The 23,137-nt window shown below is 63.4% G+C and carries 19 protein-coding genes; 5 read left to right on the forward strand and 14 right to left on the reverse strand.

Annotated elements, in window-relative coordinates; translation table 11 throughout:
* Positions 1-84: 84 nt before the first annotated feature.
* From LDO11_RS09220 to LDO11_RS09235, 4 genes are all read right to left on the reverse strand, one after another.
* A complete protein-coding gene (locus LDO11_RS09220) occupies positions 85-600 on the reverse strand; it encodes a hypothetical protein (RefSeq protein ID WP_232141285.1) in 516 nt (171 codons plus the stop codon).
* The gene (locus tag LDO11_RS09225) at positions 600-800 is read right to left on the reverse strand and encodes a hypothetical protein (protein ID WP_232141286.1); all 201 of its coding nucleotides are present in this window, start codon (positions 798-800) and stop codon (positions 600-602) included. The genes LDO11_RS09220 and LDO11_RS09225 overlap by 1 nt, the downstream gene beginning before the upstream one ends.
* A gap of 221 nt (positions 801-1,021) precedes the next feature.
* Positions 1,022-1,222: a hypothetical protein gene (locus tag LDO11_RS09230; RefSeq protein WP_232141287.1), complete on the reverse strand. Its 201-nt coding sequence runs from the start codon at positions 1,220-1,222 to the stop codon at positions 1,022-1,024.
* Between the two features lie 91 nt (positions 1,223-1,313).
* The gene (locus tag LDO11_RS09235) at positions 1,314-1,550 is read right to left on the reverse strand and encodes a hypothetical protein (RefSeq protein ID WP_232141288.1); all 237 of its coding nucleotides are present in this window, start codon (positions 1,548-1,550) and stop codon (positions 1,314-1,316) included.
* A 450-nt stretch (positions 1,551-2,000) separates the two neighbouring features.
* On the opposite strand from LDO11_RS09235, the gene LDO11_RS09240 reads away from it, so the two are divergent.
* Together LDO11_RS09240 and LDO11_RS15850 are read left to right on the forward strand one after the other, a co-directional pair.
* A complete protein-coding gene (locus tag LDO11_RS09240) occupies positions 2,001-2,753 on the forward strand; it encodes a hypothetical protein (protein ID WP_232141289.1) in 753 nt (250 codons plus the stop codon).
* Positions 2,750-4,537: an ATP-dependent helicase gene (locus tag LDO11_RS15850; protein WP_232141290.1), complete on the forward strand. Its 1,788-nt coding sequence runs from the start codon at positions 2,750-2,752 to the stop codon at positions 4,535-4,537. Before LDO11_RS09240 ends, LDO11_RS15850 begins: the two co-directional genes overlap by 4 nt.
* 60 nt (positions 4,538-4,597) lie before the next feature.
* Here LDO11_RS15850 and LDO11_RS09250 read toward each other — a convergent pair whose 3' ends face one another.
* From LDO11_RS09250 to LDO11_RS09275, 6 genes are all read right to left on the reverse strand, one after another.
* The gene (locus LDO11_RS09250; RefSeq protein WP_232141291.1) at positions 4,598-5,233 is read right to left on the reverse strand and encodes an IncC plasmid conjugative DNA transfer DtrJ family protein; all 636 of its coding nucleotides are present in this window, start codon (positions 5,231-5,233) and stop codon (positions 4,598-4,600) included.
* Complete coding sequence (locus LDO11_RS09255) at positions 5,233-5,826, reverse strand: hypothetical protein (RefSeq protein ID WP_232141292.1); 594 nt, start codon at positions 5,824-5,826, stop codon at positions 5,233-5,235. The genes LDO11_RS09250 and LDO11_RS09255 overlap by 1 nt, the downstream gene beginning before the upstream one ends.
* Before the next feature lie 51 nt (positions 5,827-5,877).
* On the reverse strand, positions 5,878-7,740 hold the full coding sequence (gene traD / locus LDO11_RS09260; RefSeq protein ID WP_232141293.1) for a conjugative transfer system coupling protein TraD: 1,863 nt from the start codon (positions 7,738-7,740) through the stop codon (positions 5,878-5,880).
* A complete protein-coding gene (gene mobH / locus LDO11_RS09265; RefSeq protein WP_232141294.1) occupies positions 7,737-10,523 on the reverse strand; it encodes a MobH family relaxase in 2,787 nt (928 codons plus the stop codon). The genes traD and mobH overlap by 4 nt, the downstream gene beginning before the upstream one ends.
* Positions 10,524-10,649: 126 nt before the next feature.
* On the reverse strand, positions 10,650-12,269 hold the full coding sequence (locus tag LDO11_RS09270; protein ID WP_232141295.1) for a hypothetical protein: 1,620 nt from the start codon (positions 12,267-12,269) through the stop codon (positions 10,650-10,652).
* A gap of 469 nt (positions 12,270-12,738) precedes the next feature.
* On the reverse strand, positions 12,739-14,793 hold the full coding sequence (locus LDO11_RS09275) for a helicase-related protein (RefSeq protein WP_232141296.1): 2,055 nt from the start codon (positions 14,791-14,793) through the stop codon (positions 12,739-12,741).
* Positions 14,794-14,947: 154 nt separating this feature from the next.
* On the opposite strand from LDO11_RS09275, the gene LDO11_RS09280 reads away from it, so the two are divergent.
* A complete protein-coding gene (locus tag LDO11_RS09280) occupies positions 14,948-15,445 on the forward strand; it encodes a hypothetical protein (protein ID WP_232141297.1) in 498 nt (165 codons plus the stop codon).
* 151 nt (positions 15,446-15,596) lie between these two features.
* On the opposite strand, the gene LDO11_RS09285 is transcribed toward LDO11_RS09280, so the two are convergent.
* On the reverse strand, positions 15,597-15,761 hold the full coding sequence (locus LDO11_RS09285) for a hypothetical protein (RefSeq protein ID WP_232141298.1): 165 nt from the start codon (positions 15,759-15,761) through the stop codon (positions 15,597-15,599).
* A 101-nt stretch (positions 15,762-15,862) separates the two neighbouring features.
* On the opposite strand from LDO11_RS09285, the gene LDO11_RS09290 reads away from it, so the two are divergent.
* Positions 15,863-17,019 (forward strand): IS3 family transposase gene (locus LDO11_RS09290; RefSeq protein WP_232141299.1). Its coding sequence is split into 2 segments (ribosomal slippage): positions 15,863-16,103 and positions 16,103-17,019, totalling 1,158 coding nucleotides; the frame shifts between segments, so codons are not numbered across the junction.
* Between the two features lie 899 nt (positions 17,020-17,918).
* On the opposite strand, the gene LDO11_RS09295 is transcribed toward LDO11_RS09290, so the two are convergent.
* From LDO11_RS09295 to LDO11_RS09305, 3 genes are all read right to left on the reverse strand, one after another.
* A complete protein-coding gene (locus LDO11_RS09295; RefSeq protein WP_343226119.1) occupies positions 17,919-20,312 on the reverse strand; it encodes a BsuBI/PstI family type II restriction endonuclease in 2,394 nt (797 codons plus the stop codon).
* Positions 20,313-20,415: 103 nt separating this feature from the next.
* A complete protein-coding gene (locus LDO11_RS09300) occupies positions 20,416-21,390 on the reverse strand; it encodes an SOS response-associated peptidase family protein (protein ID WP_232141300.1) in 975 nt (324 codons plus the stop codon).
* A gap of 2 nt (positions 21,391-21,392) precedes the next feature.
* A complete protein-coding gene (locus tag LDO11_RS09305; protein ID WP_232141301.1) occupies positions 21,393-21,605 on the reverse strand; it encodes a hypothetical protein in 213 nt (70 codons plus the stop codon).
* A gap of 169 nt (positions 21,606-21,774) precedes the next feature.
* On the opposite strand from LDO11_RS09305, the gene LDO11_RS09310 reads away from it, so the two are divergent.
* The gene (locus tag LDO11_RS09310; protein ID WP_232141302.1) at positions 21,775-22,230 is read left to right on the forward strand and encodes a LexA family protein; all 456 of its coding nucleotides are present in this window, start codon (positions 21,775-21,777) and stop codon (positions 22,228-22,230) included.
* Positions 22,231-23,137 lie beyond the last annotated feature (907 nt).

Genomic DNA, 23,137 nt, shown 5'->3' on the forward strand with positions numbered 1-23,137 from the left:
GTCCTCTTAGAAAATGAGAAATCCCCCACAGCCATCCCCTTGCGGGTAGGCCCGCAGGGGACGGTATGGTTCAACTATCGATCGCTAGAATTGCACCTCAACACCGGCTTCGCGCTGCAGGGTTGCAGTCGCACGCGCAGGCTCGGCCTTACTTGCGACAGCTACTGCAGGCGCTTGCCTCGGTGGCTCCTGGCGCGCAGGTGCACCGCGGTTCGGTGCGGGCCGTTCCAGCACGGCCAGTGCCCGGCCGATTTCTTCTTCCTCGTCATCAACCTTGTCTGATGTGGTGTCTTCAAGGAACGACAAAACGTTGATCGTCTGCCCACGGATGAAGGTGGTATCGACCCCGTTGCTGTCCTTGTAGTTGCCCAGGTTGCCAGTGACGTGTGCCGTGACGCCCGTGCGCAGATGCTCGTGGAGAAACTTCTCCTCGGACTCTGTCTGCGGGTAATACATGACGCAGTGGTAGGTCACCTTCCGCTTCTCACCCTGGCCATGATTTGTCGCCAGCTTGATGATGAGAAGGTTTCCGGTACGACCTGGCACCAACTTGGCGTCACACGTCATACGACCCTTGATCGCAACAAAATTGATGTCCATTACTTCAGCTCCTGGATGAACTCGTAGATAAAGAGTGGGGCGTACATGATCGTGAGCAGGAACAAGGCAAACAGCGCCGCGCCCATTCCGATCAGTGCCCAGTGCAGCACCGGGTGCACCTCGCCGGGCATACGCCTGCGGCTCTTGACTGCCACGGGCTTGCGGCGGATTGCCATCGGTCGTGCGTTCTTGTTCAACATTACGGTCTCCGTTCGGTTGGAGACCCTGGAAAACGCTTCGCCCTGACGGGATCGCGATCCCGCAGGGTCTGATGTCCGGGATCGATCCCGGTATGTGCACTTGCGTGCGAGAACTGATGCGTGGGTTCAACGCTTCCCAAGCAGCCTCCCGAAGCTGCTTGGGAAGCCCGCCGAATGGCGGCGGCAATTGCCGGCATCCCCCGATGCGCTTCCCACGTGAGCTAAACCTCGTCTTCAATCAGCAGGTCACGCTGGACCAGGAACTCCTGGTGCGTGATCAGCCCGGCCTTGTAGGCGTACCTCAACGCAACGTCCAAGGATTGAACACTGAGGCTGCACCCCGACTTCGGAACCGGAACAGTCCGGCCTGAGGTCAGGTACAACTCATCGTGATTTGAATTCGTAGTCAGTAATGCCAGCACGGTCTTCTCCTAGATGGGGTGGCCCCCTCAAGACGGCTCTGAAAACCGGCTTGAAGGGGCCACCCCGGAGAAGGGGTGGCTCAAAAGCGAATCAGCGCGTAGCTGCTTCGATGGCGTTGTCCAGACGACAGACACGGGCACTGATCAGGCCGCCGCAGTCATCGGCGAAAGCCGGTTGCTGGACGTTGACGAGCTCCGGAGAGCTGTCAGGCGTCGCAACAAGGCCGGCGATCACGCCGAAAACAATCACTGCACCGAGAACGACAAACGGGTGCCGATACATCGGGGTAGGACGACGGGTCCAACCGTTGTGGGTGCGCTGCTTCATCTGTGACTCCGTTGGGCCGCCAGGTCCAGAGTTGAGGTGTGCATCTCGGTGGCGGGCCGGGATGCGTGGCATCCCAAAACGGAGAATTCCCATGCGGGAATCCCGCAGGGATAGGTTCGAACAACAGCAACTCGCCGGAGGCTCAGTGCGCTCCAGTCGAGACGTCGTCAGTAAAGGGTTGCGCCAGGCGTCCACGCCCAGAGGGGCACGAAACGATGCAAGGCGATGCGCACGAGGGCGCGATGCGGGAGAACGCTCCCAACGATCGGTGCGGAGCACCAAGATGGGGCCATCCTAGCAATCCTCGGAGCCGATTCAATCCCGCAACCACGCCGTTATGCAGCGAGGTTGGACCGTCTTTGGTGGACTTTGGGGTCAGATGATGGGGTCGCCCACAACCGTGGGTCGTGGGCCTGATCCCGCGCCACCGACATCATGGAGTGCCCCTTGATGACTGATTCCGCCACGGCGCAAGCCGACCTGACCGACGTGGGTAGCGCGCCGGTCTCCTCCGACACCCACACCGACGCCGGGGATGCGTCCCGAGCCCCGGCAGCTGCGCGCAAGCGACGCCACGACGTCGCTCGCGACCTCCTGAATTGGCGTCCGGATGACAACGTCACGATGCTGATGCGCGACGTGGAGCTCTACCACCCCTTCGTGTGCCGCAACTACAACCGCATCGGCATTCGTGCCCAGCTGACCCTGTTCATGCTGCAGCGCGTGCTGCCTAGCAACGCCCAGATGGTGGAGAAGTCCGAGGCGTTCACGAAGGAGTTCGACCGTCGCATCGGCGAGTTCGAGCAGCAGATCGAGGTCGATAGCCAGAACCTCATGGCCACCGCGCGGGAGAACGGCATCCGGTCGATCTCCACGAAGATGTCGACCAAGCCCGTCAGCGTCCAGGTTCCGATCTACACGCCTGGCATGGGCGCAATCCTGGGGCTGTTCACCAAGATTGACACCCTCCTGAGCAACGTCGACTACCTCTATTTGAACGCGGTCATCCCCACCGGCGCCCAGCAGAGCTACATCGACAAGTACCGCAAGCTCCTGTGGGCTGAGGTGCAGTTCCTCTCGGCCGCGTGGCTGCATGCCCGCCGCGCCTTGCGTGCAGTGCAGGGCGCCGACAAGGATGGCGCTGCCACTGTCCAGGCTGATGCCGAACAGGCCGACGCCGAGGCCGAACTCGCGACGGCGTGACCGCGCTCTCGCCTGCCCAACAGATGGCCGCGACACATCGCGGCCATCTTCTTGTGGCCGCCTGCCCGGGTGCAGGAAAGACGACAGTGCTCAAGTTCCGGGCGGAGAACCTCCTGCGCGACGCACCGGCGTCGCGCCTGGCCGCGGTGACCTTCACCTCTGAAGCCGCGACCTCCCTGCGTGAGCGGATCACGCGGCAGTACCCTGCGGCGAAGTCTCGCGTGCAGGCCGGCACCTTCCACAACCTTTGTGGGCAGCAGCTCAAGCGTGCCGGCAAGGAGATGGTCCTTCTCAACGAGGCCAAGTCCCTGCGCGAGATCGGGCACCTGCTCGACAAGTGCCCACACTCCCACGAAGGCATCACCGCTCAGGATGCCGCGGCGCAGATCCAGGAATGGCAGCGCGTGCTCGATGCCGATGTCCCTGCAGCCGGGGAGTCCGCTCTGGGCTGGGTCTATCACGAGTACACCCGTGGCAAAGCCGCTCGACGCGTGCGTGACTTCGGCGACCTGATCCTGCACGCCGTGTTGGGCATGCGCGCCGGCGATGTCGCCCCGCTGGATGTCGACTTCATGCTCGTGGACGAGTTCCAGGACACGGATGCGATGCAGCTCGAGTGGGTGCTCGCCCACGCCCGCAATGGCACGCAGGTGACCATCGTGGGTGACGACGACCAATCCATCTACGGCTGGCGCGGGTCGCTGGGCTACGAGGGCATGCTCCGCTTCCAGCGCGAGACAGACGCGACCCTGGTGACGCTCGATCGAACCTTCCGCTGCACCGTGCCGGTGCTCAAGCCGGCAGCAGTCCTGATCGGGCACAACCTGTCGCGCGTACCGAAGCAGCTGGTGACCTCCAACACGAAACCTGGCCAGGCCACCGTCAGAACCTTCGAGGACCGCGACGCAGAGGTATCCGCTCTGGTCACTGCCATCCTGGCCGACGGCGACTTCGGGCAGTGGGGCGTCATCGCACGCACAAACGCCCTGCTCGACGGAATTGAGGCGGCCCTCGCCCGCCCCGGCGTGCCGTACACGCGCTCTGGTGGTCGGTCCTTCTGGGATCAGAAAGCACCCTCGCTGCTGATGGGAATGGCTCAGTCACTGGCCAACAGGGACATGGAGGGAATTGGCGAGATGCTTCGCCACGCCCGGGTCCGACCGCAAACCCTCGAGGAGCTGTCGAGCACGCTGACCTTCGGCCGCCCCGGCTCGATGGACGGATTCGTCAGCGGTGGGTTGCCTCGGTCTACCTCCCGCAACGATCGCGTCGTGCTGCAGCACTTCCAGGAGCGCGCTCGAGATTGGATGAAGCTCTCCGGCTCGCCGACGGGGGTCCAACTGGCCTTGAACGGCATGGCCATGTCGATCCAGAAAATGTATCCCTGGAAGGGTGCGGAGTCCCAGGAGACTCCACGCCGACTCGCCCAGGCAGCCGCAAGCATCGGTCAGATGAATGGATCTCTGAGCCAGCGCCTGCGTGCCTTGGCTGCGAGCAAGAAGAAGACCGGCGGATCCGACAGCGTGAGTCTCCTGACGATGCATGCATCCAAGGGCCTGGAGTTCGAACGCGTCTGGATCGTCGGCGTCGAGGATGGGGTTCTGCCGTCCACGCGAGACGGTTCGGATATCGACGAGGAGCGTCGTCTGCTCTACGTGGGCATCACCCGGGCCATGACGGACGTCACGCTGTCGTATTCCCTGGAACGCGGTCCTTCCCGCTTCCTCAAAGAGGCCCGGCTCATCGGCAGCGACCTTCTGGCCACGAACATCCCTGGCATCTGAAACGCCAGGTGGCCCCATAGCCACCTGGTCCGTCACTTGGAATACGGCCTTCGATGCCCCTCAGGCCCGTTTCATGAAGTTGGCCATCGCGGCATAGATCAGGTAGCCGGTCAGCAGCAGCATCGCCGGTGCAAACATCGGGTGCAGCACCAGCGGCGCGGTGATGACGACGATCAGCAGCAACGGCACCGCCGTGAGCGCGAGCACCGCGACGTGCTGGCGCGTTGCACTCGAGATCTCGAAGGTGTGCTTGCGTCGCTGGCGCTGCGTCCAGCCGTCGATGACCCAAGGCACGACGAACAACGGCGCGATCGGCGCCCATATCAACATCGTCGATGCGCGGGTGAACGTCGACCACACCAACGTCCACCATGACCGCAGTCGTCGTTCGAACCAGCCGAACACCGGTTGGCCGAAGTCCTGATCCAGACCTTCGCTGCGCTCAATCTCTGCCTGCGACGGAATGAACATGTCGAACGAGTGGGCCATCACCTCGGTTTCGACGAAGACCTTGTTGAACCAGTCCGTCGCCCGAACCTCGGAGCGGGTCACCGCCTCGTCGGAAAAATACTGCCGATTGATCTGTGACTCTCGCTCAACCATGCGGTTGAGATACGCCTCACCCACCAACGCCATGTAGAGCGCCAGGTAGGCGCCGGCGATCATCAGCACCTTGTACCAGTTGGAACCGAACATCACTCAACCTCGTCGCTACCGAACAGATCCACCATCAGGGCATGCGGCGGAAACACCGCGAATGCCAGGTCGAGATCGAGGGACATGTGCCCTCCATCCGGGTACATGCGCGAGAGGAGGAGGACCCTGTTGGCAGCCATGCCGTCGGTATCGGCGCGGCCACGATCCGACCGGACGTCGCAGTCGACATGGCAGCCACGCGCCAGAAGCGCGCACATCGGCTCGCCGTCTGTGATCGTCCACGGCTGGCCGTCCACCTGGACGTTGAGATGGGTGATGTACGGGGCGTTGTAGAGAAGCCCGGCAACGAACACTGACTTCGCGGCCGACGCCGTGAGCGTCCAGCGTTCCGGAGCGGTGTCGAGCCAGGAGAACGCATCTACGAGACACTCTGCAGCAGCTGGGCCGCCCGTGCCTCGAACAACAGGCAAGCGGATGCGATCGCCCACCATCCAGCAAAATCGTTCGGTGATCTGCCGGAGGTCCGGCCATTGCCGGAACACCTCGCTTGCGAGAAAAGCGACTTGGATTGCGTGGAGCTGGTGGTCGAGAAATGCCGCCGGTGAGCTGTACCGTTGGAACAGACGGCTCATGGCTCGTGCGCCCCTTTCGGTCCCCTGTATTCCTATATTGGACCACAACGCCTAGCCCTGCGTACGGGTGAGAATGGGGGCGCGCCATTTCACCACCCGCCCCCCCGACACCTTGGCGATACCCTCGAGGTCTGGAAGGGACCCAAGCATGTCGGGAGGCATCAGGGGCTTGTCCTCGCGCTCGAGCTTCTCCGCAACCGAACCGCGGAAGTTCAATGGCATGTCGGCGTTCGTGCCCGACGCCTGGGTAATCCCAACCGACGAGATGCTGACTTCTCCGAGCTGGCGCGAGATGTACTCCTGCGTGCCGAAGTCGTTGACGCGCAGTGCAATCAGGTTGTTGGTGTTGCCAAGCGCCTGGTAGGCGTGGTCCTGGGTGCCGAGCCTGACGACCAGGTCGGAGATCGTCTGCGTGGCGAGGTACATCGTGACGCCGGCGCCGCGGCCCTTGTTGAGCAGCTGGATCAGCGGCGCGTTGGCGATCTCGTTCACTTCGTCGACGAAGACCGCGATCTTGGGCGCCCGGCCTTCGTCGTCGCCGAAGTTGTACCGGTGGCCCGCGACTGCCGTGATGTCCGACAGGAACAGTGCACCGATACAGGACGCGACCATGGAGTCCGACAGGGAGTCGAGGCCGATGTATGCGCAACGTCCCGACTGGGTGATCTTCTTGAAATTGGTGATCGGCCGCGGGTCGGACGGATCCTCGTAGTCGGGCGACAACAAGCTTCCCATCTCTCCCGAGGTGAGCATGATGAGAACCGGCATCAGCGAGGTGACCATCTTCCCGAAGTGGGTGCTGTCGTGCTCGAAGCTCGAGATCAAGCCTTCCACCGTCGGGTTCGGGTGATAGGCCACGATGTGGTCGCGGTAGTACTGGATCAGCTCACTCGCACGCCCTTCCTCGCCCTTGTTCTGGGCCTTGTTCGTATATGCCTTCGACTCGGCTATCCAGCCCTGCGGATTCTCGTTGCCGTTCGGAAGCCGTCCAGGGCGGACGTTTTCGAAGTGCGTCTCGAGCACCTTGATGAGCAGGCCCGTCATGCCGTTCTCCAGGAGCCGGCGCAGCAGCACGAGCGAGGGTCGCGCATGCACAAAGAGCAGCGCTTCGGACAGCTTGTTGAGCGCCATCATCGAGAACGCGGTGAACGGGTCGGAGTTGGATTCCGACGCGATCAGGCTTGCAATCCGAGTGGCCAGTTCGGTTGGCCGGGTGAAGTTGGCCAGCGGATCGATGCGCGAGCAGCGTTCCGGGAACGCCGGATGGAAGTAGACGACGTCCTCGTCCTTCAGCTCCCGCGCACCGTCCCGCGCCGCCTCGTGCATCCCGCTGTCACCCTTCGGGTCGAGGATGATCACGCAGTATCCGGCGGCGATGTACTGCGCAATCAGGAGGTCGAACAGGCGGGTCTTGCCGGAGCCGGTCGTCCCGATGATGAAGGTATGCACTCCCGCATGCGCGAACGGCATCCGGATGGGCTCTTCCTCATTGATGCCCAGGCCGTGGATCCAGCGGTCACCCACGTGGCTCGCGTCACGCGACACGATGTTCTGCATCCCGTGCATCTTCAGCGTGTACGCCATCTGCGCGTAGTCCTGCGTCCAGGCAAACCCGAAGCCCAGGACCAGTGTGTCCGGCTCCTCCTTCGCCAGCTCGACGAGCTCCTGGCGAGTGATGAAGGTCTTTCCCGACCCGTCCATCGCGCGTGCGCGAGCCCAGAGCTCCACGACGGGCCTGAGTCGCAGCAACGCCATGACCAGGCAGAAAGCCGCGAAGCCCAAGAACAGAGGGGCCGGGTAGTTCGAGAGGAAGTAGATCAGCAAGGAGACGACAGCCGACACCGTCCAGACCAGCACCGCGGACCATTCGTATGCTGGACGGAACGGATCCTCGTAGCGGATCAACGCACTCATGCCACCGCCTCTGCGCGTCGGCGCATCCGCTCCGCAATCCACGCTGGACGTTCGTAGTTCGGGTTCAGGCGCACAGCCTTGATCTCCTTGATGAGCATGCTGTCGGGCATCTTGAACAGCAACGCCGGGTTGTCCTTGGTCGTAAGTGCAGTCAGGAGCGGCCCGGCGCGCACCTTCCCCTCGGTGACCATGTAACGCAGCACCTGCCTCAGGCATTCGGGATCGTCCGGTTTGAACTCCGGATCGGATGTCTGCAGTTGCTCGACGCCCAAGACCACGGTGGCGTTGATGTCGGCGATCAGCTCGGGGGTCAGCTCGGTGATGAGGTTGCAGGCCACGGTGCGCGGGCCAGGCAGGCGTTGCGGGGTCTCCTGGCTCCCTGTGCTTCCCCGCGCAGGCTTCTGGCTGGTCGCGGGCTGCCCTGACTGGAACGTTCCCTTCGGCGCCTGCGCACCCACGGCCGGGACGTCGAGGGCCTTGCGACGGATTGGCTTCGACGCCTTCGCGCTCTGCGGCGCAGCGGGTTCAGACGGTACCGACGACTGAGCCGCTCCAGACTGTGCACGACCCCGCCCGGCGCCAGGCGTGTCGGCCGACCCATTCGTCTGGCCAACGCGCCGCTCCGCCTGCCGTGCACGTGCTTGCCCCGGCGCGGGATCGGGGTGCATGCGAGCGCCGTGCGACCCGGTCTCACTGGGTGCGTGTCCGTCATGGACCGCAGCATTGCTGCCCTCGGTCGCGGTCGCATCGGCAGCAGCCGCATCTGGGGCTGGTCGGGTGCGGACTTCCAGGACCTCGGGATGATCCTGTCGCAGTGCCTCCCATGCCTGGCCGATGAGGCCGGCGAACAGGATGCACTTGCGCCGCCGTCCATCGGGGAACGTCCGGTCGACCACCATCCGGTCCGAGCCCGTTTCGGCGAAGACCCACCGCGCATCCACTGCTCCATCGAGGATGTCTTCCGGCGGCATGCCCAGCCCGCTGAAAGACGTGGGGTACGCGATCGCCAGGCCGTCGGGTGTGTCGTAGTAGTCGGTCCCGTACGTCAGGCTGCCCTTGAAGATGCTGCGCAGGACTTCCGCGACGGCCGCGCCGCATAGCGACGTGGAATTGATCTTCTTGATGAGGTCCTTGAGGTCCGTCTGCGGCTTTCGGCCGTCGGCCTCGCGCTGATACGTGCGCTCACGCGCGACGTCGCGGCGATTGCGGCGGTCCTCGACAACGACCGCTTCGTCTTGCTTCTCGCTGACGTCGGCAGCGACCGTTTCTCCGTGGTTGGCGTCGTTGGCGTCCCCACCGGTTGGCGCGGCATCGGGATCTCCTGTCCCTTGCATCGCCCCTGTGGCCGGTTCGGGGAGCGCCGGCGCCGCATCAGCCACCGTGACCTCGTCTGCCATGCGGCGGGCATCGGCATCGGTGATGAACGGAGAAGTCACCTTCCCAGGGTGCGCCGGCGGAGGTTGGGCGACGCCGAAGATGTGCGCTTCCTCGGTGAACTTGAGCACCTTCATCGGCGCTGAGACATCGACCCGGTCCGCGCGCTTCAGCTCCACCCGCAGATCCCAGGTCAGCGACCGCTGTGGTCCCTCTGACGTCTCTGCAGCGCAGGGCTCGATGAACCCGGTGTCTGCCAACAGCTCAGCGATCTCGTTGCGGCTGGCGGGCAGGGACGGGATGTCCTCGCGGCGAAGGTCAGCGATGACCGCCTCGATGATCGCGGGGTAGACCCCGTAGATGCCCTCGGTAGTCGACCAGAGGGGCGCACCAGGCCGGTTCGACTTGATGCGGTTGGTCTCCACGAGCTGTCGCAGCCGGCCAACGACCAGCGCGGCCGCGCTCGTCGACGCCCCGGTGCCGGTGGCTTGGGTCCGCAGCGCCATGCGCTTGAGGTCTGCCTCGACCGACAGGCTGTCCGCCTTGGACACCACCATCGACATCACGTTGCTGGCGCTGGCGACGTTGGACACAGCTGTTACGAGATAGCCCATGACCTCGTGGGTCGGCTCATCGCTCAACCAGGTGAGCAGCTCTGGCCCCAGGATCTCGCGCATCACCGCGGTACCGACAGGCTTGTGCCGCTCATGGCGCTTCCCCGACCGCCAGTAGATCCGGTAGTGGGTCAGGTTGTGCTTGACGAGCCAGGCATACAGGTCGCCGGCGTGGGCAGGCCAGGTGATCGTGCGATCGGCATCCGTCGCACCGCAATCGACGAGAGGTTTGCCCAGGTCATGCAGCAGGCCACCGAACATTGTGGCCACACGCCACCGAACCTCGTAGCGATGACGCGTGGAGGGCGGCTGGTCGATGCCCACATGACGGCCTTCGGCCATGCGCGCCGCATGCAGTGCGACTTCCAGCCCGTGACGCAGCAACCCGCCCGGTCCGGAGTGATGGTGGTTCTCGCTTGCGGGCAACAGGTGCACCCACGCTGCATATCGCAGCAGCGCGGGCATGATCAGTTCGTTGAACCGCGCACCTGCGAGTGGGCTCATCGTCCGCAGGCGCTGCACCAGGTCGTCCTGGGTCTGGAGCAACTCCTCCGGGGTCGCGGCCATCAGCGCGGCGCCGTGCTCGGGCCACCTTGGCACGGGTTGACCGGCACGCTCCGGAAAGCCTGGTGTCACGACCCGCTTGTAGGCACCCACGCCGTACTCGATCTCGTGGGCGGGATCGTCCTCGTTGGCCTTCGACATGCTCTCCGGCGGCGGAAGGAGCAGCAATGGCTTCGATGGCTCTGCAGAGCCGAACAGCCTTCGGATGATCGAACGGACCAGGTTGCGCATGGCACCAGTATTCAGCGAGGTGCACCAGACCCCGGCCTGCAACCTGCTGGCGATCAGTCGAGGTTGCGCACCTGGCACAAACGGGAACGGCGCCATGTAGGCGCCGTCCGGGTGGGCCTTTACCAGTCAGAGGTTGGCGTAATGTCCGCGCTGGACCTGCCTGCGCTCCAGCAGGCCAGCGTGCCGGATCCACACGTTGGCCCGAGCGAGGTCCTGCCGGACGCCCAGACCCTGCTGGTACATGTAGCCGATGTTCCTGGCGGCGACGACATGGCCCTTCTCGGCAGCATCCCGGAACAGGCCCATGGCTCGATCACGGTCGATAGCTACGCCCTGCCCCTGCAGCAACAGCATGCCGAGGTTGTTCATGGCGTCTGCGCTACCGGCACGCACGGCGCGGGTGAAGTGCTTCGCAGCCTGCGCCGCATCGCCGTTGCGATAGGCCTCGAGGCCACGGTCGTTCTCGCTCAGACGGATCCGCTCGGCCCTGGTCGGACGAGAGGCAGGCTCGGCCTGCACATAGGTCGGGTTGGCGGCAGGCTCAGCGACGGGCGCTTCTACCGTCGCGGCCTGAGCAGCGTCCGGCATGGAGGCTCCACTCGGGACGAGCGGGAGCGGGGTCCGGGGGGCCGTAATCGGTGCAGAATGGGCCTGGGGCTGCACGTAGGCCGCCTGGATCACCGCGGGGGCGGGAGCACGGTTCGGTGCGGACGCCGCGCCCTGTCCGGACATGATTTCCATCTGCTGCCGCAGCTGCTCGATCTGCGCCATCAATGCGCGGTTGTTGCGCTCGAGCTCCTCCAGCAGCTGCGGCGCCGACTGGCCACCTGACGTCGCGGTCACGGTTGGCTGCGTGTTCGCAGGGGCGGCGGCCACATAGGACGGCACAGAGGCCTGCACGGGCATAGGCGAAGCAACAGGGGCTGCCGCCACCGGTCGCGGGGGTGCCGTCAGTCTGGCCACGAGGTCCGCGGCACCACGGGCGCCTGCGTTGGCCGCGCGTGTTGCCCAAGCACGGGCCGTGGCCAGGTCTTGCCGCAGCACCTTGCCGCTCTGGTAGTTCTCCGCCAGTGCCATCATGGCGTCGGCGTTGCCAGCGTCGGCAGCCTGCGCCAGATAGCGGCGCCCTTCCGGGCGGTCCTTCGACAGATCGTGGAGGCCGATGGCAAGTGCCGCCTGGACGTGTCCGTTCGTCGCCGCGTGGCGTAGCCAAGCCTCACCGATCGTCTCGTTGCGCGTGAAGTCCACGCCCTTGTAGAAGCGCTCACCGAGCAGGTATGCCGCATCGACACTGCCGCCGTGGGTGGCCGCGTGCTCGAGGAGAACCAAAGCGCGATCAAGGCTGGTGGTCCGGTCCTGCCCGCGCTCACTGCGCGACTGGCTCAGGTAGAGACGGCCAAGCTCGACCTGCGACGGGACGTAGCCGATGACGGCACTGCTCTTGAAGTGCTCGATGGCCGTCTGCATGGCGATGGGGCCGCCTTGCGTCATGTAGTGCCGACCCAGCGCGTGGTGCGCACGGGCGACATGCTCCTCTGGCCGTCCAAGGCGGATCACGGCCTCCAGGTACATGAGGCCCTCGATCGGCTTACCTCGCGCCAGAAGCTGCGCGCCAGCATCGATCATGGCCGCCGTGTCCCCGGCGTCTGCGCGGGCGATGACGTCGGCAAACCCGCCGGCATGTGCGTGCGCGGTGGCGCCGGCCAGCAGTGCAGCCAAGGTCAGTGAGAGAGCAGTTTTTTTCATGCCAGGAGATCCGAGTAGAAACGCGTCCTGGCGACTCTACCGGCCACTCCTGCTTCCCCAACCGGCCAACCCCCGTCTCAAACCGGCGTGGTTGCGATATCGGCTGCCGCAAGAGCAGCTACCACAACCTGGTAGCTGCTCCTTCCGTCGGTGCTTCAACTACCCCTGGAGGCAAGGTGCTTATACAGCTTGTATACGCCGAATCCAGCTGCGGTGCCGGCCACTGGGGCTGCCGCGACTACGGCCAAGCCAGCGACCATCCCACCCCCGACGATGCTGCCGACGGCCGCCAGCCCGGACGTCAGGGCCGCTGCACCTGCAGTCCCTGCGGACGCGCCGGCCATCACTCCCGCGACCGCTGACGTTGCGCCGGCCACGGCACCACCACCTGCAGACAACGCTGCAGCACCTTCAGATTGACGAGTCTTCTTTGACATGTGTTCCCCCTGTTGTGGAATCGGGAAATTAGTCAATCAGCATCGTTATGTGAACTAGGTCTCCCATTGGAGACGCCGCTGACCGGGACAGTCTGACCGCAGGCCTCGAGCCAGACTTTCTCCATCGGCTCAACGTGTTCGAGGGTGACGGCCGATCCGAACAGGATTCCGCCGTCCGACCCGGACTGCCGTCGCCCTTTCATCGACAGGTCGCCGAAACCGCGCAACTTGAGATCCAGCTCGGCTACCTCGTGACCGTCCTTGCAGGCCAGGAAGGCGTCCAGCTTGGACACCTGGTCATCGTTCAATGCCACCGGGCAGTAGAGGTCGCACCACCCTTCGCCGCCCTTTCGGGCGACCCTCCCTCGTAGCTGGTGGATCTGCGACAACCCCATGCGCTCAGGGCCGACGATCACGACACGCTGCAGGTCAGGGATTGTGATGCCCACTTCGACGACCGTGGTCGACACCAGGATTCGCGCCCGCTTCTGGCGCATATCGTCCAGCACGGTCTGCTTCGTTTCATCGTTGGCCGTCGCGTCCAGCCATCGGACCAGGCCTGGGAACATCTTCTCCCACCCCTGGTGGCTGGTATCGACTGCCCGAAGGACGTCGGTCTGCTCGCGGGCCTCGCGCATCGGATACACGACGAGCACCTGCCCGCCGGCATGTACGTGCGCGCGGAGCTCGGCAAACAACGGGCGACGGTTCTCGGCATCCCACCGTCGCGTGTGGACCGTGCGCGGCGTGTGCGGCTTGCGGATCTGCGACACACCCAGCGCCCCGTAGCGCGCAAGGGCCATCGTGCGGGGGATGCACGTTGCCGTGGCCGTCAGCATGTGGGCGCCAAAGCCGGTGAGCGCTTCGCGTTGGTCGGTCGAGAACTTCTGTTCTTCGTCGACAGCCACGAGCGCGAGCTCTCCGACGTTGCGATGCAGTAGCGCGGTTGTTCCGATGAGGTGGCGGTAGCCCGTGAGATCCTTGTCGCGATGCTCGCCGGTGATGAATTCAGCCGGGAGGTCAGGGAACCAGCTGCGGAATTCGGCGTGCAGCTGTGATGCCAGAGCCGTGTTGGGTGCCATCAAGGCCACCCTGTTCGATGGATCGGCGTCGAGTGTAGCCGCCACGGCGACGAGGATCGGCCCGCTCTTTCCCAACCCCACGTCGGCGGTGAGCAGGCGCTTCATGGCCACCGGGCGTGCCATGTCTGCCGCGATCTCCTCGACCACCTGGACCTGTTCTGCTGTCGGCGTGTAGGGCAGCTGCGACAGGCGCGCCTTGCGGGTCGCCAGTGCCACCGGCCGCACGCGGGCGCGTGACACGACGTGGTCATGCGCATGCATCAGGCCGACGAACGCCGCAACCCGATGGAGCGCTTCGCGCGCCAGGCAGGCCATCGTCGGCGAGGCCGGCATGTGGACCTCGCCGATCACCTGCTCGAGGGACCACCCAGGCGCGCCGGCCGCGGTCATCACTGTCTCGATCGGCACATGGGCACCGATCGCCGCGCGGAGCTGCCCGGCGGCGACCTGCAGCTGCACCGGTAGCGCCTCGTGAATCTTCTCCCGCACCTTGTCGGGCGGCATGTAGTTGGGCTTGCCCGGATAGCGCGGGCGCACCCGCCCGGCCCACTGTCGATCGACCCGTTCCACCAGCCGCAGACTGAACTCCTCCTTGAACCAGCTGGGCTGGACGACGAAGAGCGCACCCTGCCTGGAGGCCTCCAGCACCAGCGCCCACTCCTTGGTGTCGCCGAAGGCAACGGCGAACGTTCGCCCGCCGTGGTCATCCTGGACTTCGGCGCGTGTGCGCGGCACGGAGCCGTAGAAGTGACGAACCATGCCGACCACCCGCAGGTGGATCAGGGCACGATCCGCGCTGGACGCCACATCGTGCAGGCTCGCCACCGGCTGGGTGAAGTCGTCGTACCCCGCCGGCATCAGGAACGGGATCTGGAAGCCGTGCTCGATCCCGAACGATGCAAGCCGCCCCACGCGATCGAACGCGGTTGGCTCCCGAGGCTCGGTGGCCTTCTTCCTCGCAGTCTTTCGGGGCTTGGCCTTGGGCCTGGCTGTGGCGGTTGTCATCCTTCGAGCGTACCCACCAACGACGGTGGGCAAACTTACATGGGCCGTGCCCGAATCAAGTTCGCAACCTGCACCGTTTGCGCTGTGGTTTCCGGTCCAGCGCGGACGATGCCGTTGGTACCGTCAGCGTCATCCCCTGCACCCGGTACATGACATGCAAAACCACCGCACCACGCTGGCCGATCTTAGCGGCGTCCTCGGCAAGCCGGCTGGCACCCTGTATTCCAGCGGATCGGTGATGGCCAGGTTCTCCTGCCATCCGACCGACCTTGACCGGGCGCTGGACTCTGTCGAGGCAACGGTCGAGTTTCGTGCCGACCTCCCAGGGGATGCAGGACTGAGCGCTGTCCGCGTGGGGTGGATCAATAACACGCGCTTCCATGCCGAAGCGATCCTTGCAGCCGCGAACGATCACTGCCGGGTGCGGATCTTCAACCCGCCTGAAGCCGGCACTGACTCACCGCAGGCCTTCGCCGCGTTGAACGAGATGGCGGATTCGGTGTTCGCGCTGAAGGACGACCCCGACACCGCGATCATTGCCTACCTGTCGTATCGGCTGCGAACCTCACCCCAGCGCGCCCCTTTGCTTGCGGCCAACGTGACGCAGCTTGTGGCGGACTACCTCAGCGGAACCGCGGCTCGCGGGCCGTAATGCGCGTACCAATGTAGCGTGTTCACACAGCAAAAAGCCCCGGATTCCGGGGCTTTTGCCTTATACATCAATCATTTAGAACGGTTGTACACACATCCGTCCTTGTCTCGCCGCTTCGAAATTCTTCTGAGAAGCTTCTATACCACTCTATCTAAGCATTTTTCCGCCAATCTTCTTTAATCTTTTTCTTCTTTTTGGTAGATATACGGCCAGTTGAGACAGTCTTTTGGCTCTTCTTCTCTGGTTGCTCGGCTTCGTAGCTATGGCCCGGCCCGCTGCGTAAGCGATCCCCGTACAGCGTGAGGACTGCTCCCATCACGGCCCGTCCTGAAGCGCCTGATAGGCGGATCGACTCGGGTTCACCCCCGTTTTCACGGACACTTACGAGAAGGCCGATGCAGGCCCTGAGGAGTGTTCATGTCGAAGCGAAGGAAGTTCAGTGCGGAGTTCAAGCGCGGTGCTGTTGAGCAGGCAAGCCAGCCGGGCGTCAGCTGCGCCCAGGTGGCCCGGGAGCTGGGGATTCGCGACACCCTGCTGACCCGCTGGAAGCGGGAGGCGCAGAGCCAGGGCAAGGTGGCCTTCGGTGGCACCGGGACGCCCCGGGACGAGGAGCTGGCCGGGCTCAAGCGCGAGTTGGCCCGGGTGAAGAAGGAACGCGATTTTTTGCGAGAAGCGGCGACGTTCTTTGCCAAGGGATCGTCCTGAGGTATCAGGCGATCGAACGTTGCCGCGATGAATTTCCGGTTCGGCTGATGTGCCGCTGCCTGCGGGTGTCGGCCAGTGGTTACTACGACTGGAGCAAGCGCCTCCCAAGCCCCCGTCAGCTCGACAACCAGCGTCTGCTCGGCCGGATCCGTGAGCTGCACGAAGACAGCCGGGGCACGCTGGGCGCCGGTCGGATGCAGGAAGATCTGGCCGATGCCGGCGAACCCGTCAGCCTGAACCGGGTGGCGCGCCTGATGGCTGAAGATGGCCTGCAGGGCTGGCCGCGGCCGAAGCGGCGTGGCCAGCGTGGCCGGCCCGCGCTGACGCCACCGGGTGTGCGCAATCTGCTGGAGCGGGACTTCACCGCGCTGGAGCCGGAGACCAAGTGGGTCACCGACATCACCGAGATCAAGACCCGGCAGGCCAAGCTGTACCTGTGCATCGTGCTGGACCTGTTCGACCAGCGCGTGGTGGGCTGGTCGATGCACCACCGGCAGGATCGGCAGATGGTGATCCGGGCCGTGCAGATGGCGGTCTGGCAGCGCCAAGGCAGACATCCGCTGATCCTGCACTCCGACCGTGGCAGCCAGTTCCGAAGCGGCGACTACCAGCGTTACCTGGCGGCCAACGCATTGGTGTGCTCGATGAGCGCGGTGGGCCACTGCGGCGACAACGCGGCGTGCGAAGGCTTCTTCGGGCTGCTCAAGCGCGAGCGGGTCTACCGCATGACGTATCCGACACTCGATGCCGCCAGGGCTGATGTGTTCGAATACATCGAGCGATTCCACAACCCGAGGATGCGGCGAAGACTCGCCAGGCAGGATCAGAAGCTCTCAACCCTTTCACAACCGTCCGTGATTTCGGGGTAGAACCCCAGGCCAGCCAGATGGTGCCGAACTGGATGACGCTCAACCACAGGGCGAAGACCTGCAGGATGGTCCAGATCACCCAAAACGCGACGACAGCGCCTCTAGCTCTACCGCTGAGAGCGATTGAGAAAAAGATGATGGCCTGCCAGACAAGTACCGCAAATTCCATCCGCTTCCCCGTGCGGTCAATCCATTGAACAGATATCCGAGCAATTTATGGATCCGCTGATTACTCTAAGTTGCGCGCCGACCAATGGCTGGACACCGCTCGCCCACAGATCACGTGCCAACTCTCTCTGGGGGCCAAGTCGTCGCCAAGGCCCAGATACTTACGTTGACATGCCCCGGTTTAGCCACTCGTCTGGTGGAGCAAAATGGCATATGTCGGCGTTGTATATATTGTGGCCGCGGACTTGGTAGCCAGGGTGGACCCAATCGCCATCACTATAGAACTGAGCCACTTCAAGGAAACGTTGACTCTCTATACCGCCTAGCATCCACATCGCTTGCCGCCGGAACTTATAGGTGAGAAAGAAGAACTGTTCTACAGGTTCATGGGCATGCTAGGCAGTGATCTGCATGGTATAGCCAGATCGCGGAGCGTCCTTTCCGCTTCACCGTCTTCACACCGACGCCTACACTTCGTCCTAAGACGAAGTCGGCTTTCACAGCCGCATCCTCCACTATCCACCGGAAATCATTGCAACCTCGATGCTTGAGCCAACGGTTGAATGTCATTTCCCCCAGCTCGCCAACCCATCTCCCATCGGTGTCTCGCTCTGGATAGATGTTGCCATATTGCTGATCGCGCTTGGCGCGCAATTGCCTGGCGGCGACCTCGACACTCTGCGGGATAGATACGCTCAACCATCCATTGGCATGAACTTGGAGTGCCATTCTCAATAGGGCCCCAAGAACCGTTCGCCGTTGAAGTGCATCATGTGGGTTGGGGCGTCGGCTACCCAAACTTCCGTCTCCCACGCGATGTCGGCCAAGTACTTACGCATGGTTGCCCTGTCTGAGAAGGCGGAGACTAGAACCAGCCCCGCGGTCGATTGACCGAATAGCGCGTGGAGTTCGCCGTACCGTTTACCGTCCACTGGCCCATGCGAGCTCGCCGCTTCAATAAGTAGCAACCAATTACGTCGTGCGTCGTAAAGGACGACATCCGGCATCTTCCCGTGCTTGTCAACGACTACCCCAAGACCTTCAAGTGTCTCACGGTCGAAGAAACCCACCTTGTTGCCAGTATCGCCGGCATAGATGAGATGAGCACCAGGAGCGAAGTGGCCGCCGAACACCTCCACAACTGCCTTAATCAGCTGGCTGTGCTCACCTGGCGACAAGAGCAGTTCGCCCCCCTCGGGCAGAACCACCGGCACTTGCTTGAGTTCTCGGGCCCGTGCGTATTGCGCCGCCAAAGATTGGCGTTTAGCGCGATACGTGGCAAGGTTGGCCTCCCAAGCCGCCGTCCCGTAGCAGCGAATTAGTTCCAACGCCTCGGGCACGATCTGGTACACCGCCTTCGGGCTGTTTACCGGCCTGTCTGGCTCATCTGGGTTGTACAGCGCCAAGCCGCCGTCAACGAATTGATGCATAGACTGGCGACGGAAGGTCTCGCGAGTATTGGGCTTGTAGTCCCGCCCGTAGTGTTCTCTCGCGAAGTCCATGATCGGTGTAATGCCGATCAGGCCCGCGCCTGCGTCGCTCCATGGGTCGTCAGGCTTCATTCCAAGCAAAGCCAATAGACATAGCGCCGAGCGGTCGTTGAGCTGCGCTCGCGGGAATCCCAGTGCGGCCAGAATCTGCGTGGCCTGATCAATCCGTTGTTGCGACAAGAGCAAGTCCCCTGTTTCGATGTCAATTTCCTCTTGAGTGAGCAACGGATGGTGCCGTGCCCACGCCCCCAATCGCTCCAAACGCTCCCGCGTCGGATAGCGAATGTTCTTCAGATCTGTGGCGTTGACTTGGGTATGCCCCGAAAAGCGACGGAGATGCTCGTCCAGCGCCGCAGAGTTCAAATATACGAACAGGCCCCATGCCAAGTCCTCGCTCAGGCCGCATTTCCCATCGTGGTAGACGTTCAGATGGTTCTCGAAGCCGATGACCTCCGGATTGCCTAGCGCGTCAGGGTCCACCAATGATGCAACTACGCGGCGCCGCTCTTCCTTACTGGAGAATCGGCGTACGACAACGTATCGGCCGGCAGGCCACAATGATCTTTCAACTTCGGGATGCCGAGCAATAGCGTTGGGCTTCTTGCCAGCCACAGGCCAAGTAGTGTGTTGGCCGGTGAAATGTTGCGGATAGAGGAGAGGAACTGTGCCAGGCTCAGGTCGGTAGCGGAGGTGTTCCTTAGCCCGGAAGTCGACGATCGGTCCGGTGGACACGCCAATCCCGAGGTCTCTGATGGTGGCGGTGATATTGGGCGACTCCTCCAGTGCATCCTGACTACCGTCGGGCACATGAACGAAAACGTCTGGGTCGTTTGGCTTTACTACCTCCGAGAATGCGTGTGTCTGCTGCCGGATGTCGTCAAAGGTGTCGTCGGTGGAGTGGCTAACAACCACTTCCCCCTGTGTGGCTCCTCTTTCCAGCAACACGATGATGTTCTCTTGGAGCACTTCGTCGTCGCGGAACGCCTTGTTGCGCGAATCGAAAAGGTGAATTCGTCGCAGTGCTGCACGTTCGAGGATAAACCGTCTGAACGGCTTGTAGTACGGCCCGTTAGCGAAGCTGCGAGGAATGATGGCCACAAGCTGGCCACCTGGCGACATTTGTGCCAGCGCCAATCCCACAAAGGCGGAGTAAAGGTTTACGGTTTCTAGGCCTGCACGCCGGGCTTGCTGGCGGGCATCGCTTTCCGTGCCTATCTTCTTATAAGGCGGATTGAGGATGGCGTGGCTGTACGGTGCTTCACCACGCTCTATCGAGTCGGCGGCTTGCGCCAGGTAATCGCCGTGGTTGACTACCACCTCAACACCGTCTTTGGTGTAGCGTGCAAGTGTTTCCTGAAGGTGTGCCCTCAGCCGATCGTCCATTTCGTGGGCATGTACGGTCATACGGCCCCGCCCAAGTTCTCCGGCCTTCCAGCGATCGAGAGTGGCGCAAGTGAGGGCACCGAGCCCAGCGCCGGCATCTAGGAGTCGTAGCTCTCCGTCTTGAGGCTTAAACAGTCCCGCCATGAACGAGGCAACACTGGCGGGGGTCATGAATTGCCCCATCGCAGACTTATGCTCACGGGGAGTGGCGCCGTGGACTTCTCGGCGCTGGATTTCTGCATGTGTCAACAAATCGGTAAAGCTCCGAGGATGGAGGCTGCAAGGATAGATTCAGTGGGTCTCTTTAGCTGAGATGACTGACGCTTGGGCATTCCCAGTTGACAACGCAATGAAATCAAGCGGCTTGCTCCACCAGCTCGTAGTACGGGTGTCGTTTGTCGTCCAGGATGGCGAACAGAGCTGGCAGGTCGTTCGGGTCCGGGTTGAGCCATGCCTCGACGTGCTCAGGCTTTATGTTGACGATCGTCCGGTCATGTCCCTGGGCGGCAACTTCCGGCTCAGGCTCATCGGTGATGGCAGCGAAGGACCACAGGTCTGGCCCCTGGCCCCTCGGGTCGACCCAGCGGGAGTACAGGCAGGCGATGTACATCGTCTCACCGGTGCGGGGCCGGAACTGGATTTCCTTGCTGCCGCCCTTGCCGTCGTCGACGTTCTCGTAGAACGTCTCGGCAAGCATCAGGGCGTGCGTGTGGCCGAACTGCGCCCTCCAGAACCTGTCGAGGTTGTCGCGCCTAGCGTTGTACTTGCCCGACACCTGCCCGGTCCGGGTGCGGTCCGTGGAAGGATCCATCCCGCAAGGACGGCAGTGATAGCGCATGGGCCGCACCACCTTGCGCCCGTTCTCCACGTACAGCACGGGGGCGTACCAATCCGGAAAGATCCGGTTGTCTCGCGCCGGCTCGAGTGAAGTGCGCTTAGCGTCCTCAATCCAGCGTTCGAGCTGCTTGATCTTGTTGCCGGCGATCCGCTGCTCGTTGGCCGCGGTCTTCGTCGGCTTGGTGGCCAGCTTGGCCTCCGCGGCATCCAAGCGCTCCTTCTGTCGAGCCAGCTCAGGAACGCTTTCTTCAAGCCTGCGAGAGTTGTACTGGGCGATGAGGTCCTGGATCTGCCGCTCGACTGGACTGGCAGGCCGCAGGAAGTTGCGGTCCATGCCCTTGGGGATTCTCGGTCCGTCCGACGTCTTTTGCCTGACCCGATAGGCCTCATCGCGGCCCAAGTACAGCTCCCAGAACGCCTTGATGTCGATGTCGGCACCGAAGGTGGCGACGTAGGAGTCGTACAGCGTCCAGGCCTCCGCCGAATAGCACATGCTCAGCCCTTTTCGAAGTCCACGCCTGCCACGTACCTGCCGTGCTCGGCCAGCATTGCGTTGATACGCCTCATGACGTGCTCACAATGCTGGCCTGCGTTGTCTTCGATGTGGTCGGCTTGACCAGCGAACTCCGCCCAGAAGTCGCCCGGTTCGGGGTTGTCCTCAATCATCTGGGGGAGTGAGGCGGCCAGCTCGTCGAGCCGGGCATCCAAGGTTTCAGGTCGGACATGGCAGCGCACGGGGGAGGAAGACCCCATCTTAGCCAGCCCGCTGGAGGCTGTGGATCCTGACCCGTTCAGGCAATTACTAACTGACAGCTACCGGCGAGCTGGCGTAGCCTCTGCCCCCCGCGAAACACTCCCCGCGGAAGGATGCCTTCCTGTGCTGGCCCGCCAACTGCCTGATCCGCCGACACTTATCGGCCCGCTGACCGACTTCTCCCGCCTGCCGCTGCCTGCGCTGCGCCAGCGAGTGGCGTGCGGTTTCCCGTCCCCCTCAGAGGATTTCTTCACCGAAGAAGACCGCCTGGACCTCAACCAGAAGTTGGTCGCGAACCCTGCAGCCACGTTCATGGCTTGGGCGGACACGGGCGGGAGCATGGTCGACTTCGGAATCCACGACGGAGACCTGCTGGTCATCGACCGCTCGGTGCGCCCCCGCAACGGCCACACCGTTTTGGTGCTGTGGGAGGGCGGGTTCATGGTCAAGAAGCTGGAGATCCGGGGCGGCCGGATCCGACTGCTGGCCAGCCGCGGCGTGGCCCCTATTGAGGTAGGCGAAGGCGTGGAACTCGATGTCTGGGGAGTGGTCCGCTGGTCCCTGACCAAGCACGTCTGAGGCCCTGCCCAAACATCCATCAGGCCGGCGACTTCTTCGCTCGGGACCTCTTCGGCTTACTTGCCGGCAGCAACGAAATGAGGTGCTCGTAGCGCTCGAGCTATTTCTTCCTGTCGCCCCTGTCGCCTTGACCCGACTTGGCGTCCGTCTTGGACGACTTACGCACGTCCTGGGACAGCGACCGGCTGACGTCGTCGACCTCTTTGAACTGGCCTTTCTCGTCGCGCCTGACGTCCCGCTTGTCGCCCGAGGTCGGCTCGATCGCGCTTGCTCATCACAGCACTCCTGCATGGGGAGTCCTATGCTCCGTCCAGGGCCCATGAAAGGACCGCGAAAGGTGGATAGGTTCGTGGAGCTAGCGACCCAGTCCTGCCCCTGGTGTGGGCAACCCACAGACCGGCCAGCTCCCCACACCCCACGGGAGGACTTCGAGCACTTCCTTGCCTACTCAGGTTGGGCCGGCGAGGACGAGGCGACGAAGGCGAAGCTGTGGAAGGCCTGGCGACACGCCCGATCGCCGAAGGTGGTGGAGGAGCTGGTCATCGAAGCCCCCGGCCAGGGTGGCGGCCCACCCTCGGCCCTGGAGTTCTGGGACCCCTACGGCGCCCGGGTAGAGTTGGGACCATGGCAGCCGCGGGAGTTCGGCCGCTGGCAGCTTCGGCTGCCGCTGCGCCCCCTGGTACGGACTTATGCCCCAGAGGAAACGTCAACGCCCCAGAAGGGGCGCTGACGGCTTATCGGCGCTATGGGAGGTGGGGCTCCCGGCCTCTTCGGAGGCAATGGACCGCCCAGCCTTTTGCAGACACCCGCAGGCCATAATTCATGGCTACAGCAGAGGTGTTCATGAGCAGCAAGCGATACACGGATGAGTTCAGGGCGGAGGCGGTGAAGCAGGTGCTCGAGCGGG

Origin of the sequence: Alterluteimonas muca (assembly GCF_021191595.1) — a bacterium.
Lineage (GTDB): Bacteria > Pseudomonadota > Gammaproteobacteria > Xanthomonadales > Xanthomonadaceae > Luteimonas > Luteimonas muca.

Coding starts and splice junctions, on each gene's coding strand:
- LDO11_RS09240 (WP_232141289.1), top strand. CDS start 2,001: ATGACTGATTCCGCCACGGCGCAAGCCGACCTGACCGACGTGGGTAGC.
- mobH (WP_232141294.1), bottom strand. CDS start 10,523: ATGCGCAACCTGGTCCGTTCGATCATCCGAAGGCTGTTCGGCTCTGCA.
- LDO11_RS09255 (WP_232141292.1), bottom strand. CDS start 5,826: ATGAGCCGTCTGTTCCAACGGTACAGCTCACCGGCGGCATTTCTCGAC.
- LDO11_RS09225 (WP_232141286.1), bottom strand. CDS start 800: ATGTTGAACAAGAACGCACGACCGATGGCAATCCGCCGCAAGCCCGTG.
- LDO11_RS09275 (WP_232141296.1), bottom strand. CDS start 14,793: ATGACAACCGCCACAGCCAGGCCCAAGGCCAAGCCCCGAAAGACTGCG.
- LDO11_RS09235 (WP_232141288.1), bottom strand. CDS start 1,550: ATGAAGCAGCGCACCCACAACGGTTGGACCCGTCGTCCTACCCCGATG.
- LDO11_RS09300 (WP_232141300.1), bottom strand. CDS start 21,390: ATGTGCTATTCGGCGGAGGCCTGGACGCTGTACGACTCCTACGTCGCC.
- LDO11_RS09270 (WP_232141295.1), bottom strand. CDS start 12,269: ATGAAAAAAACTGCTCTCTCACTGACCTTGGCTGCACTGCTGGCCGGC.
- LDO11_RS09285 (WP_232141298.1), bottom strand. CDS start 15,761: ATGGGAGCAGTCCTCACGCTGTACGGGGATCGCTTACGCAGCGGGCCG.
- LDO11_RS09280 (WP_232141297.1), top strand. CDS start 14,948: ATGCAAAACCACCGCACCACGCTGGCCGATCTTAGCGGCGTCCTCGGC.
- LDO11_RS09250 (WP_232141291.1), bottom strand. CDS start 5,233: ATGTTCGGTTCCAACTGGTACAAGGTGCTGATGATCGCCGGCGCCTAC.
- LDO11_RS09220 (WP_232141285.1), bottom strand. CDS start 600: ATGGACATCAATTTTGTTGCGATCAAGGGTCGTATGACGTGTGACGCC.
- traD (WP_232141293.1), bottom strand. CDS start 7,740: ATGAGTGCGTTGATCCGCTACGAGGATCCGTTCCGTCCAGCATACGAA.